Source organism: Roseobacter sp. EG26 (assembly GCF_049830555.1).
GTDB lineage: Bacteria > Pseudomonadota > Alphaproteobacteria > Rhodobacterales > Rhodobacteraceae > Roseobacter.
This window is the reverse complement of the sequence record NZ_JBNBLH010000001.1, coordinates 77,654-91,415: the sequence shown is the minus strand read 5'-3', so window position 1 is coordinate 91,415 and position 13,762 is coordinate 77,654. Positions and strand designations below refer to the sequence as shown.

Annotated in this window: 13 protein-coding genes; 2 read left to right on the top strand and 11 right to left on the bottom strand. The window is 56.9% G+C overall.

The annotated features are described in order from the left end of the window. Window positions 1-181: 181 nt before the first annotated feature. From ACOTTU_RS00450 to ACOTTU_RS00430, 5 genes are read right to left on the bottom strand one after another with little or no spacing between them, the layout of a single operon-like run. On the bottom strand, window positions 182-565 hold the full coding sequence (locus ACOTTU_RS00450; protein WP_298919828.1) for a DUF6497 family protein: 384 nt from the start codon (window positions 563-565) through the stop codon (window positions 182-184). After that, entirely contained in the window at window positions 562-960 is a 399-nt protein-coding gene (locus ACOTTU_RS00445; protein WP_425655648.1) for a cupin domain-containing protein, read from the bottom strand. The genes ACOTTU_RS00450 and ACOTTU_RS00445 overlap by 4 nt, the downstream gene beginning before the upstream one ends. Next, the gene (locus tag ACOTTU_RS00440) at window positions 957-1,355 is read right to left on the bottom strand and encodes a RidA family protein (RefSeq protein WP_425655647.1); all 399 of its coding nucleotides are present in this window, start codon (window positions 1,353-1,355) and stop codon (window positions 957-959) included. Before ACOTTU_RS00440 ends, ACOTTU_RS00445 begins: the two co-directional genes overlap by 4 nt. A 44-nt stretch (window positions 1,356-1,399) precedes the next feature. Beyond that, entirely contained in the window at window positions 1,400-2,200 is an 801-nt protein-coding gene (locus tag ACOTTU_RS00435; protein ID WP_425655646.1) for a hypothetical protein, read from the bottom strand. Then, window positions 2,197-3,729, bottom strand: coding sequence for an acyl-CoA carboxylase subunit beta (locus ACOTTU_RS00430; RefSeq protein ID WP_298919836.1), 1,533 nt, complete (start codon window positions 3,727-3,729; stop codon window positions 2,197-2,199). The genes ACOTTU_RS00435 and ACOTTU_RS00430 overlap by 4 nt, the downstream gene beginning before the upstream one ends. A 189-nt stretch (window positions 3,730-3,918) precedes the next feature. Here ACOTTU_RS00430 and ACOTTU_RS00425 point away from each other — a divergent pair, with 189 nt between their 5' ends. After that, complete coding sequence (locus ACOTTU_RS00425; RefSeq protein ID WP_425655645.1) at window positions 3,919-5,139, top strand: multidrug effflux MFS transporter; 1,221 nt, start codon at window positions 3,919-3,921, stop codon at window positions 5,137-5,139. Window positions 5,140-5,372: 233 nt separating this feature from the next. Continuing rightward, complete coding sequence (locus ACOTTU_RS00420; protein ID WP_298919840.1) at window positions 5,373-6,773, top strand: helix-turn-helix domain-containing protein; 1,401 nt, start codon at window positions 5,373-5,375, stop codon at window positions 6,771-6,773. 89 nt (window positions 6,774-6,862) lie between these two features. On the opposite strand, the gene ACOTTU_RS00415 is transcribed toward ACOTTU_RS00420, so the two are convergent. The 6 genes from ACOTTU_RS00415 to ACOTTU_RS00390 form a co-directional block, all read right to left on the bottom strand. Next, complete coding sequence (locus ACOTTU_RS00415) at window positions 6,863-7,363, bottom strand: thermonuclease family protein (protein ID WP_425655644.1); 501 nt, start codon at window positions 7,361-7,363, stop codon at window positions 6,863-6,865. A 65-nt stretch (window positions 7,364-7,428) separates the two neighbouring features. Then, a complete protein-coding gene (betA, locus tag ACOTTU_RS00410) occupies window positions 7,429-9,087 on the bottom strand; it encodes a choline dehydrogenase (RefSeq protein ID WP_425655643.1) in 1,659 nt (552 codons plus the stop codon). A gap of 85 nt (window positions 9,088-9,172) precedes the next feature. Continuing rightward, window positions 9,173-10,630 carry a betaine-aldehyde dehydrogenase gene (gene betB, locus ACOTTU_RS00405; protein WP_425655642.1) on the bottom strand — a complete coding sequence of 486 codons (1,458 nt, stop codon included), beginning with the start codon at window positions 10,628-10,630 and terminating at the stop codon, window positions 9,173-9,175. 42 nt (window positions 10,631-10,672) lie between these two features. Continuing rightward, the gene (betC, locus tag ACOTTU_RS00400; protein ID WP_425655641.1) at window positions 10,673-12,181 is read right to left on the bottom strand and encodes a choline-sulfatase; all 1,509 of its coding nucleotides are present in this window, start codon (window positions 12,179-12,181) and stop codon (window positions 10,673-10,675) included. Then, window positions 12,178-12,753, bottom strand: a complete 576-nt coding sequence (gene betI, locus ACOTTU_RS00395; protein WP_425655640.1) for a choline-binding transcriptional repressor BetI — start codon at window positions 12,751-12,753, stop codon at window positions 12,178-12,180. Before betI ends, betC begins: the two co-directional genes overlap by 4 nt. A 76-nt stretch (window positions 12,754-12,829) precedes the next feature. Further along, window positions 12,830-13,735 (bottom strand): DMT family transporter, encoded by a 906-nt coding sequence (locus tag ACOTTU_RS00390; RefSeq protein ID WP_298919851.1) that lies wholly within the window; start codon window positions 13,733-13,735, stop codon window positions 12,830-12,832. Between the last annotated feature and the right edge of the window lie 27 nt (window positions 13,736-13,762).

Below are 13,762 nucleotides of genomic sequence, written 5' to 3'. Positions count from 1 at the left end.
CGTGATAAAATCCGACTTTGGACCGGTTCTTTTCTGAGGTTGCCCCACGGCACCTCCAACATCATCATAGGCAGGTTGCGCGCCAATGGAAATGTTAACGTCTGCCACGCGATGCATTGTGGGTGCCGGGTCGCGAACTTTCGCCGACCTTCACGTCGCCCTGCAGCATATTGAGACTGCGTCATAATCCCTCCCAAACACAACTTCCGGAAGAAACCCGAAACACATCGATGAACTGCGTCGCCTTCGGATCAGACTGTCCGAATTCAACGGGGCGGTCCAATAAAGTGACGGCAACAATTTGCGGCCTCAGATCAAATTCGGTGAGGTATGGCAGAGCAACCTCGACGCACAAATGCTCAAGATCCGACTCGGCCTGCGCAAAACTGATGCTGCCGGTGTCGCGGGCGATTTCCGGAGCCAGAAACCGAAATCGCAGCCAGGTTTCTGTTCCAACCTCGTCAATCAGCACTTCGTAGAGTTCTACCGGCTGACCCGAAGGCACATCGGTCACCGGCAGGACAGCAGCGTGGGCAACAAAGGCAAGCGTGGCCGCAAAGCTCATGGGGCACTTTCCTCCTGGGTCTCGAACTCAGCGGGTGAAATCACCTCAAGCAGCTCAAGATCATCTGAGTGACGCAACTCCCGATGCTTGATCCCGGGCGGCTGCAAGACACAAGACCCTGCCTTGAGGGTATGTTCGCCGCTCCCCTCATATTCGAACACAACCCAGCCTCGGGTAACGTAGACCATCTGAAAATCAAGAGCATGGCTGTGCCACTGGGCAGGGCTTTCCATGCCCGGCACGGCACGGATCACATGCGCGCCAAATGCGCCTTTTGTGGCAGCAGATATCCCCAGATCGCGATACTCGAAAAATGGGCGCAATCCTTTGCCTTCAAAGCTGTCACGATCTGCATGGGCGATCGTGAACGCCTGATTTGCCCAGAGGCGTGTCATTCGACCTCTCGCCTGCGGGCAAGGCAATCAATCTCAACCAAGGCACCAACTGCCAACGCCGTCACCCCGATGGTCGTGCGCGCGGGCAACCGGTCGGCCGGGAAGTAGCTCTTGTAGATGACATTGAAGGCGTCGTAGTCCCGTTCAAACGCGGTGAGATAGCATCGGCATTGCATCACATCGCTGAGATCCAGATCGAGCCCGGCCAAAACGATCTTCAGGTTTTCCATGACTTGTCGTGTCTGCCCTTCAATGCCTTCGGCCAACGGAGCATCCGGCGCGCCCGGAACCGTGGGCATTTGCCCGGTCAACATGATCCATCCACCTGCCTCAACGGCATGGGAGAAAGGGGCGACATGGGACGGCGCGTCCTTAAAGTTGTGAAAAAGTGGCATTCAACGCACCCGCTGACAGTTCATGGTCATGTGATGTGCCCGGGTCATGTCGCGCTACCATCCTGCATGGGCACGCATGCGCCGGAGGAGACCATAAATCCAAGCCGGTTTGACCGATGCGTCGCAAAACCGAACCATTTGCTTCCGATCTGTTTCGACAGGCGGGCTGTAACAAATAGCGTGCCCTCCCCTTTTGCCGGCACCTTGGGCCGCAGCTTTTTCGGCAATACGGCTGTGGTGACCAAGGAATCTTCCAGAACCGCCTGACAAGCCCGTTGAAACGGGAATTCCGCCAGCTCGGGCTCAAACGCCTCGCCGTTCTCGAAGATGACATTGAAGTGTGTCTTCTCGTCGACCTCAACAACACCCGCGTCAGTCACTTGCCATTCGACCAATGGACCAGGGTAAGTCGGGTAATAAATCTGACCTTCCCCATCTGCAATGCAGGTGCCCTCCCGAACCGGAACGGGAATCAGGCTCGGGAACAGAGCTTCGGCATCGGGGTCATCGCGCTCCTCCAAATACACATTGAGGTCCGTTCTGTAGATTTCATGCCGCGAGATCGTGGTTGGCTTACCCGGCAGCGCCGTCACCAACGCACCACAAAAACTGCGCAACAAGGCCGTGGCAGTGGCCCCTTCAAAGCTGACCCGCTTGGGGTATAAAACAGCTCTGACACGCCACGCCCCGTCAGTCTCGTGCCAGTCGAGATCATGCGCGGCCCATTTCCCACCAATCGCGTTGATGAGTGGCGGTTCGGCATTGGCTTTTCTCTGCACCCAAAGAACCGGGCCAGCAATGGCGCAACATACCGCAAAAATCGCTATGATATCGCGACGTTTCACAGGGGAATGTTGTCGTGTTTTTTCCAGGGCATCTGCGCCTGTTTGTTGCGCAATGACGCAAAGGCCCGGGCAACGCGCTTACGGGTGTTGCGCGGCATGATCACCTCATCCACAAATCCGCGCTCGGCGGCGACGAAGGGATTGGCAAACCGGGATTCGTAATCGGCCGTATGTTGGGCGATCTTCTCTGCGTCCCCGAGATCGGCGCGGTGAATGATCTCTGTCGCGCCTTTTGCGCCCATAACGGCAATCTCCGCTGTGGGCCAGGCATAGTTGAAATCTGATCGCAGATGTTTTGAAGCCATCACGTCATAAGCGCCGCCATAAGCCTTGCGCGTAATCACCGTGACCATCGGTACAGTGGCCTGCCCATAGGCAAAAAGCAGCTTTGCCCCATGTTTGATCACGCCGCCATATTCCTGGCTTGTTCCCGGCAAGAATCCGGGCACATCCACCAGTGTCAGCAGCGGGATTTCGAACGCATCACAAAATCTGACGAAACGCGCGGCCTTACGCGAGCTGTCTATATCCAGACACCCGGCCAGAACCATCGGCTGGTTTGCCACCACCCCGACAGTGCGACCTTCAAGCCGGATAAAGCCGGTGATGATGTTCTTGGCAAAATCCTCCTGAATCTCGTAGAAATCGGCTTCATCGCCGAGTTTCAGGATCAGTTCCTTCATATCATAAGGCGTGTTCGGATTCTCTGGCACAAGTGTATCGAGAGAGGCCTCTGCACGGTCAGGGTCGTCAAAGAACGGCCTGACAGGTGGCTTTTCGCGATTGCTGGAGGGCAGAAAGTCGACAAGACGGCGCACTTCCGCCAGTGCCTCCACATCGTTTTCGAAAGCCGCGTCCGCGACCGAGGACTTCTTTGTATGGGTGCCTGCGCCGCCCAGTTCTTCGGCAGTGACCTGTTCGTTCGTGACGGTTTTGACCACATCCGGACCGGTCACAAACATGTAGGAACTGTCCTTAACCATGAAAATGAAGTCCGTCATCGCCGGGGAGTAAACCGCCCCGCCCGCACAGGGCCCCATGATCACGCTGATCTGCGGAATGACCCCGGAGGCCATGATATTGCGCTGGAACACCTCGGCGTAGCCCGCCAGGCTTGCGACGCCCTCCTGAATCCGCGCGCCACCTGAATCATTGATCCCAATAACGGGCGCACCGTTTTGCACCGCCATATCCATGATCTTGCAGATTTTTTGAGCATGTGTTTCGGAAAGCGATCCTCCGAAAACCGTGAAATCCTGACTGAAGACATAAACAAGGCGCCCGTTGATGGTGCCCCAGCCCGTCACCACACCGTCGCCCGCGGGCTTCTGGCTCTCCATCCCGAAATCCGTGCAGCGATGGGTGACAAACATGTCAAACTCTTCAAAGCTGCCCTCATCAAGCAAGAGATCCACCCGTTCACGCGCTGTCAGCTTCCCACGACCGTGTTGCGCGTCGATTCGTCGTTGACCACCGCCCATACGGGCAGTTTCGCGACGCTCTTCTAGTTGATGGAGAATGTCTTTCATGGAACCCTCGCTGCTTGATCTGAGAGACCATACCCAACCCGGGTTGAGGATCGAAGCAGAAATTGGAATATTTGCAAATCTTATGCAATCTTTGGTTTGCTAATCGCAAATTTGCAAATCTAGACACATGCAAGTTTAGCATACCCGCTATGCGTGGACAACAAATCGCGCCTGTCTTACCTATTCTGAATGAACGATACCCCAGTCATCCGATTTCTTGATCGGACAACACCACCTCACATTGCAACGCTCATCTTATTGGCTGGCATGTCTGCAATGGTGATGAACATGTTCCTGCCAAGCCTTCCAAATATGACTGCGCATTACCAGACAGACTATCGCTTGATGCAGCTATCAGTCGGCCTTTACCTCGGAATCAGCGCTGTCCTGCAAGTGTTTATTGGCCCTATATCCGACAAATTCGGCCGCAGACCGGTGATCCTATGGGGTATCGGAATTTACCTTGTCGCCACGATCGGCTGCATACTGGCACCCACTGCTGAAGTTTTTCTGGTTTTCCGCATGTGCCAGGCCGTTGTCGCCGTGGCCATGGTTCTGAGCCGCGCTGCCGTGCGTGACATGTTCGATCAAGACCAGGCTGCGTCGATGATCGGATATGTAACCATGGGCATGGCGATCGTTCCCATGATCAGCCCGATGTTCGGCGGAATTCTGGATGAGCTATACGGTTGGAAATCGAACTTCTGGGCGCTTTTGATGCTTGGCGCGCTCGTTTGGTGGCTAACCTGGGCCGACATGGGCGAAACAGCCGTAAAAAGCGACAAGAGCCTCACACAACAGTTCGGCGAATATCCTGAATTGTTGGTATCACCACGATTCTGGGGATACTCTCTTGCCGCCAGCTTCTGCTCAGGTTCCTTTTTTGCCTACTTGGGCGGCGGACCTTTTGTAGGGTCAGTTGTCTTTGGCATGTCACCGTTCTTGGTCGGTATTTTCTTCGGCGCGCCTGCTGTCGGTTATTTTTTCGGAAACATGTTCACCGGGATGCTGGCCCGGCGTATCGGAATCAACAAGCTCGTGCTGACCGGTTGCCTGATCAACTTCGCAGGTGTCTCAATATCCTTGACCATATTCCTAATTGGACAAGGTAGCCCCTTAAGCTTCTTCGGGCTGATGACACTCGTCGGCCTTGGCAATGGATTGGTTATTCCGAACGCAACGGCAGGGATGCTGTCTGTGCGCGCCCATCTGGCGGGAACCGCATCAGGTCTGGGCAGCGCGATCATGATTGGCGGCGGCGCCGCCTTAAGCGTTCTGGCTGGCGCGTTATTGGGCCCCGAAACCGGCGCATTCCCCCTGCTTTACATCATGGTTGCGACATCCTTGGCGGCGGTTATCTCGATTCTGATGGTTTATCGCCGCGAGCGGCGGCTTGCCTTGCACTTGTGACAGCTTTCAGGACGCGTTTACCCCAGGCGAAGGCCTAAAATTGAACGCCCACAAGGCGATCATTGCTCTGACACGCGCACGCGGCGGATTTGTGTATTTCGCGATCTTCTTTACGAGCGGAACATAGTAAACCGATTGTTAACCACGGCGCGGCACCTTGCTCCATGGAATTTGCAAATATAGATTTGCCGAATCTGCAAAGTTGCAAAATGCACGTAAGGAGGGCATGCGGCATGGCCACCCAGAAGCTCTATGCTGGCGCTAAGCTACGCGAACTGCGTACCCGGCTTGGTCATACTCAAAAAGACTTCGCGGCCAAGTTGGGTGTTTCCCTGCCCTATCTCAATCAAATGGAGAATAACAACCGACCGGTCTCCACCACCGTGGTGCTCGCATTGGCTCAGGAGTTCGGTCTGGATGTGACTGAGCTAAGTGCTGGTGACAGCGAAAGGCTGGTCAGTGACATGCGCGAAGCAATTGCCGATCCGCTTTTTGCAGATGCGCTGCCACCGCTTGCGGATTTGCGACTGGCCGCGTCCAATGCCCCCGCCTTCGCGCATGCCTTTCTGGAATTGCACCGCAGCTACCGGCAAATGCAGGAACGTCTGGCGTCCCTTGATGAGGCACTGGGCCGGGAAGATGCGCGTGCCACTCCGAGCCCTTGGGAAGAGGTACGCGATTTTTTCCACTACTGTGACAACTACATCGACGCAGTAGATCGCGCAGCGGAGCATTTTGCAAATAAAGAGGGCGGGCACCGCAACATCCGGGTGGCAGCGGTTTCAGCGCTGGGAAACAGTGGCGTGGAGGTCGTTTTTTCCGATACTGACAATTTGCGGCATTACGATCCGGCAACCAAACAGCTTTCTCTCGCGCGTCGCGCGCCCCCTGAGAGCCAGACGTTCCAGTTGTTGTTGCAAGTTGCATTGGTCAAGCAGGATGCATTGCTGGAGGCGACGCTTGATCTGGCACGTTTTCATTCCGCCGAAGCGCGCGCCATCGCAAAAATAGGGCTGGCCAATTATTTTGCCGGCGCAGCCTTGATGCCCTACACGGTCTTTCATCAAAAAGCACACGCATGCCGTCACGATGTCGAAGCCTTGGCAGGCGATTTCGGCGCGTCCATCGAACAAGTGGCGCACAGATTGTCCACGCTGCAACGCCCCGGCGCTAAAGGCATTCCATTCTTTTTCGTCCGTGTGGATCAGGCCGGAACCATCACAAAGCGTCATTCGGCAACCAGATTGCAATTTGCCCGTTTCGGTGGTGCTTGTCCGCTGTGGAACGTGCATCGCGCCTTCGAACAGCCCGGCAGTTTCCTCAGGCAACTGGCCGAGACACCGGACGGTGTGCGCTACATCAATCTCGCCCGTGATGTCTCAAAGCCTGCGGGACGTTTCGGCGCACCGGTTCGCCGCTACGCCATTGCCCTTGGATGTGAGGTGCGCCATGCGCGCGATCTTGTTTATGCTGATGGCATGGATTTGAACCGCGACGGCGCATTTGAACCCATCGGAATTTCCTGTCGCATCTGCGAAAGAGCGCATTGCCATCAACGCGCCGTTCCACCTCTTGAGCGCAAACTGCGCGTGGATCCCAACCTAAGAAGCATCTTGCCTTATCAAGTTGGCTAATGAGGTTCGCAAACGAACGCTGAATATCGCTTACTCACCAACCAGAAACGCGAGACCGCCCCGTGATCACCGGATCGGTCTCCGTCGATTTAGCCGGGGGTGGCCGGGAAGGCGGCTTTTAATCCGCGAAATTCAGATGGGGTCTGAACCTGGCTCGCATGCAGTCCCACATCTCTGACAGCGGCACCCTTTTCGGCCAATACATAGTGTTGTGAATACTGCCGATAGGCAAAGGCAAGACCTTCTGACACCAGCGTAGCGCCAATATCCTCACCGTTGACATGGCATCGCGCGACCGTCCGGCCATAGCGGTCCACCGCCATTGGCTCACATGTCGCCTGTCGGCCACCGAACCGCTTTTCTACTTCGGCAGAAACCCAAGCTCCGCATTTCCACTTTGCACCTTGCATTGTGGTGCAGGTCTGATCCGCCTCAGGGGCATCGATACCAAAAATCCTGACACGTGTGGTACCGATAGCAAGGGTGTCACCATCGATCACCCGAACGGACCCAGAAAGGGTATCCGCCGCGTAAGACCCAAAAGGAACTGCAAGAGTGCCCACCAACAAAACCAAAAACAAATTACCCATGTCGCTCCTATGACGCGCAAATTTACTCGAAACAAGTCGAAGTTTTAACGTCGGTTACCGAGCGGTTAACGCTGGTTTGTGTCCCAATGGGGATGAAGCCAGGGTGCATCGTTTAACGGGGCCAAAGCAGGTCGCCCCAGAAGGTGATCAGAGGCCTTTTCCCCCACCATGATCGACGGTGCATTGAGATTGCCATTTGTGATCCGGGGAAAGATGCTGCTATCTGCAACGCGCAAACCATCGACACCGATCACCCGGGCTTCCGGGTCGACCACCGCCAAAGGATCATCCGCGCGCCCCATGCGGCAGGTTCCGCAAGGATGATAGGCGCTTTCGGCATGTTCCGCGATAAAGGCGTCAAGTTCCTCATCGGTCTGAACAGCCGCTCCGGGCTGAATCTCGTGTCTAACGAACGGCTTGAAGGCCTCTTGGGCGAATATCTCCCGCGTCAGGCGCAAACACTGCCGGAAATCCTGCCAGTCTTGGTCGGTCGACATGTAGTTGAAGAAAATCCGCGGTGCATCTGCCGGGTCGGAAGATGCAAGGGTAACGGCGCCACGCGAGGGCGACCGCATGGGCCCGACATGTGCCTGAAAACCATGGCCTTCGGCTGCAACCTTACCATCATATCGCACCGCCAGAGGGAGGAAATGATACTGAATATCCGGGTAGTCGACACCGGCCTGCGAGCGAATGAAGGCCGCACTTTCAAACTGGTTGGACGCGCCGAACCCTTTCTTGGTCAAAAGCCATTGGGCCCCGATCAGCCCTTTCGAAATCAGGTTCCAATATTTGTAGAGCGTCACCGGCTGGCTGGCGGCCATCTGAAAATAGACTTCCAGATGATCCTGCAAATTCTGGCCCACGCCTGCGCGATCAGCGACAACATCAATACCATGCTCGGACAGATGTGCCGCCGGACCGATACCGGACAACATGAGCAGCTTCGGCGAATTGATGGACGAGGCCGCCAGGACGACCTCGCGCGCTGCATGTATCACTTCACGGGTGCCGCCACGAAGGACCTCAACACCCGTCGCCTTTCCATCCTTGATGACGACACGCTGCGCCAGCGCATTGACTAAAGTACAATTGTCGCGCTTCAGGGCAGGCCGCAGATACGCATTTGCTGTCGACCACCGACGGCCCTGCCAGACCGTCTGCTCCATCGGGCCGAAACCTTCCTGTTTCTGGCCGTTGTAGTCGTCGGTTGCCTCATAGCCTGCCTGCCGCCCGCTTTCGACAAATGCCTGATACAACGGATTTTTTCGGGGACCACGGCTCACATGCAAAGGACCATCACTGCCGCGCCAGGACGGATCACCGCCGTGACCGCCGTCGTGCCAGGTCTCCATCCGCTTATAGTAGGGCAACACATCGGCATAGGACCAGCCATCCGCCCCCTGTTCTGCCCAGTGATCGAAATCCCTGGCGTGTCCACGGACATAGACCATACCATTGATACTGGACGATCCGCCAATAACCTTTCCGCGCGGACACACCAGCCTTCGGTTGTTCAAATGCGGTTCAGGCTCTGAGCTGTATCCCCAGTCATAGCGCTTCATGTTCATCGGATAAGACAATGCGCCAGGCATCTGGATGAAGGGCCCGATGTCCGTGCCCCCATGTTCGATGACAATCACCGACGCGCCCGCCTCGCTTAAACGATACGCCATTGCACAACCGGCACTTCCAGCACCTACGATTACAAAATCCGCTTGCATTTTCTCGTCTCACTTCGCCTCAAAGCGGCGCGGCACGCGCATGAAATATGGCGTGCGCGTCAGCGCCCCTTTGGATCACATTTGCCTAAAAGGGCGCTTCCAGATCGCCCATGCGCACATAGACAGATTTCAGCTGGCTATAGTGCTCGATGGCGGCCTTGGAATTTTCGCGCCCGACACCCGATGCCTTCGAGCCGCCAAAAGGCGCCTCCACCGGGGCATCATTATATGTGTTGATATAGCAGGTGCCTGCCTCAAATCCTGCGGCAACACGGTGCGCGCGCGCCAGATCACGGGTAAACACGCCAGCTGCCAGACCGAATTCAGTATCATTGGCACGGGCAAGCACATCATCCTCATCAGTGAAATCAAGCACTGCCATGACCGGGCCAAAAATCTCCTCACGGGCAATGGTCATCTCGTCCGTCACATCCGCAAAGACGGTCGGTTGCAGATAAAATCCGTCGCGATCAAGTCGGGTGCCACCGGTTACAAGACGCGCACCTTCCGCCTGACCCTTGGCGATATAATCCAGAACGATGTTCATCTGCCGCTCTGATACCATGGGGCCAAAACTGGTCTCCGGTTGCATCGGATCTCCGATCACGGCCCCGGCAAGCCGGGCACTCAGACACGCCAAAAAGGCCTCCTTGATGTCCTCATGCACAAACACGCGCGTGCCGTTCGAACAGACCTGCCCGGAGGAATAAAAATTCCCGAGGATTGCACCGCTGACAGCGTTTTCGATGTCCGCATCCTCGAAAACGATCATCGGGGACTTGCCACCCAGTTCCATCGTCACATGCTTGATCCCGGCAGCGGCAGCCGCATAGACCTTGCGCCCGGTGGGCACCGAACCTGTCAGAGACACCTTATCGACGCGCGGATCACTGACCAATGCGCCCCCAACCTCACCCATGCCCTGAACGACGTTGTAAAGGCCTGCGGGAAGCCCTGCCTCATGCAGAATCTCGGCGACTTTCAACGCACAAAGCGGCGTCGTTTCAGAAGGCTTGAAGACTATCGCATTGCCGCAGGCCAGCGCAGGCGCGCCTTTCCAGCAGGCGATCTGGGTGGGGTAGTTCCACGCGCCAATGCCCACGCAAAGACCAAGAGGTTCGCGCCGGGTGTACACCCAATCCTCTCCCAACTGGATATGCTCGCCCGTCAACGTCGCCGCCATGCCGCCGAAATATTCCAGCGCATCCGCCCCGCTGGTGGCATCAACAACACTGGTTTCCTGATAGGGTTTACCAGTGTCAAACGTCTCCAGAACGGAGAGGTCATGATTGCGCTCCCGCATGATGTCGGCTGCGCGCCGCAGGATGCGGCCCCGCTCGGTGCCGGTCATTTTTGCCCAAGCTACTTGCGCGGCTTTCGCGCTGGCAATGGCTTGATCCACAATCGCCGGGGTCGCCGCATATACGGTTGCGATGACCTCGCCGGTCGCTGGATAGATCACGTCAATCGGCGTGCCGGATGTGTCTTCCACATAGGCGCCATTGATGAAGTGGCTGGCGGTCGGTTGGGTTGGATAAGTCATTTGAAGTCTTGCCTCCGGCAGGGTTACTTGGTCGAGGACAGGTTATTCGCCCCTCGGGAAACGTTTGCTGTCCTCGAGAATGTTCAGGTCCATATGGTTGCGCATGTATTGCTCTGAGGCATCGCGCAGCGGCTGGTAGTCCCACGGGTAGTACCCCCCCTGTCGCAACGCATCATAGACAACCCAGCGACGCGCCTGGCTCTTGCGCACATCGGCGTCAAAAGCAGCCAGATCCCAGCGGCCTTCCGATTTGGCGCGAAGGGTTTGCAGCGTCCCCTGATGCTCGGCAGCTTCCGCGAGGTTGGTCAACTCATGCGGGTCGGCTTCCAGATCAAAGAGTTGATCCGCATCCAGAACACAGCGGTTATATTTCCACTTGCCATAGCGCAGCGACACCATCGGCGCGTAAGAGGCTTCGGCGGCGTATTCCATCGCCACCGGTTCGCTGCGGTCCTGCCCCTGCCCCATGGGCACAAGCGACACGCCCGTCGTCCAGGCCATGACATCGTCCATCGACACGCCGGCAAGATCACAAAGCGTCGGGCAGACATCAATATTGGACACTGGTGTGATCTGCAGGCCCGGGGCCATCTGCGGCGCCGAAATCATCAGCGGCACACGCGATGATCCCTCGTAAAAGGACATTTTGAACCAAAGCCCGCGTTCCCCCAGCATGTCACCGTGGTCGGAGACAAAGAGGATGATCGCTTCCTGCCGGGTATCCTCCAGCGTTTGCAGGACCTCACCGATCTTGTCGTCAAGGTAGCTGATATTGGCAAAATAGGCCCGCCGCGACCGGCGAATGTCTTCTTCGGTGATGTCAAAACTGCGCCAGTCATTGGCGTCGAAAATGCGCTTGCTGTGCGTGTCCTGATCTTCATAGGGGATCGCCGGCACCTCGGGGAGCAGATGCGCACAGTCCTCGTAGAGGTCCCAGTATTTCTTGCGCGCAACATAGGGGTCATGCGGATGGGTAAAGCTGACCGTCAGGCACCAGGGACGTGCGTCAGCACCGCGCGACAAATCGTAAAGCTTGCGGGTGGCGTTAAAAGCCACCTCGTCGTCATATTCCATCTGGTTGGAGATTTCAGCGACCCCTGCGCCGGTCACCGACCCCATGTTGTGATACCACCAGTCGATCCGCTCACCGGGTTTGCGATAATCGGGCGTCCAGCCGAAATCAGCCGGATAAATATCCGTGGTCAGGCGCTCTTCGAAGCCGTGTAATTGCTCGGGCCCAACAAAATGCATCTTGCCGGACAGGCAGGTCTGGTAGCCCGCACGACGCAAATGATGCGCATAGGTCGGAACGGCCGACGGAAATTCGGCAGCATTGTCATACACACCTGTGGCCGATGGCAACTGGCCCGACATGAAAGCCGCGCGGCCCGGCGCGCAAAGCGGTGACGCCGTATAGGTATTGCGAAACCGTGTCGACCTTGCGGCGAGCTTCTTGAGGTTTGGCGCATGCAACCATTCCGCCGGGCCATCGGGAAAAAGCGTGCCGTTGAGCTGGTCCACCATCAGGATCAGGATGTTCGGCTTGGTCATGGGTGATCCTCCAGCAGGATATTGAGCATATTCAACGCCCGTTCCCGCGCCGCATCCGGGCTGGGCGAGCGCGACAGGGCCGCACGCAGATAAAGCCCGTCGATCAGCGCGGCCAGGGTTTCTGCGTGGTCATTTGGTTGATCCGACAGCGGACGCAGCGCATGACAAAGGTTCGATTGCAAGCGGCGCTGGTAAAGCTGCAAGAGCCGCTGCATGTTGGGGTTTGTGGGCGCCTGGGCATAAAGCGTCATCCATGCGCTCACTGTGTCGGGTGCAAAACAGGTGGGCGAAAAGCTTGCCTCGATCAGGGCGATGGCCCGAGCCTTTGGCGATTGCGCGGCTGCCAGTTCCCGGCGCACTTCACCACCAAAATCGCGGAGAATCTGGCGCATCGCAGCGAGGAATATCTGGTCCTTACCGCCGAAGTAGTGATGCGCAAGAGCTGTGGACATACCTGCGCGCTTGGCAATCTGCCCGACGGTGATGTCCATCGACCCCTTTGAGGCCAATTCCGCGATTGTTGCCTCAACAAGCGCCGTCCGGCGGATCGGTTCCATTCCTAATTTCGGCACGGGAATCCCCTCCGGCTACAACGATGCATCAGATAGCGGGTTTTTTATTGATCGGTCAATCAATAAAAAAGAGACGTCAGACTTTGGTGGCGTGCACGGTCGGTGTCGTCTCCCCACGCTTCAGCACCGCTTCGCGCCAGGTAATGAAAACGACTGAAGCAAGGATGACAACGCCGCCAAAAATCACCCAGATATCAACGGCTTCGTCAAAGACCAGATAGCCGAGCAAGACTGCCCAGACAAGCTGGGTGAAGGTCACGGGCTGGGTCACGGTCAGGGGGGCCGCCGCAAAGGCCAGCGTCATTGTATAATGTCCAGCCACCGCAAAACAGGCCACACAGAAGAGCAACACAAGATCTGAAATCGTTGGCGTCACCCATTGCAGGATCGCGAATGGGGCCAGCACAATGGTCACAAAAATGGAGAGCATGGCCACAACGACGGCAGGTTTCACCTCATCCGCCATGACCTTGGCGGTCAGATAAGAGCCGCCAAAGACAACCGCCGCAAACAGCATCGCCAGATGACCGCTGCTGATCTCGCGAAAACCGGGGCGCAGGATGATGAACGCGCCGATCAGCGCCACGCAGACAGCGGCGATCCGGCGAAAAGCCAGTTTCTCCCCCAGAAAAAGGGCGGCACCGATGGTCACGTAAACCGGGGCCAGATAATTCATCGCGGTGACATCCGCGATCGGAATGCGCACCATTGCAAAAAACCACAGCATCACGCCGCAGCCGTGCACGAGACCGCGCACCCCAAACAATCCCCACTGCCGTTTTGTCAAATGCGCAGCGCGTAGCGATCCAATGGCCGGGATCAGGAACACCAGCCCGAGCAGGTAGCGCAGGAAAGCCATTTCCACCGGTGGCAGGCGAGGGCCCATATATTTGACCAATGCGGTGACAGCGACAAAGCAAAAACCCGTCACGAGCATCCAGAAGATACCTGTCAGTGGGCGGGAGGGCGTGCGTGTGGCCATGCGCCATAGACATACTTTTTCGCTACA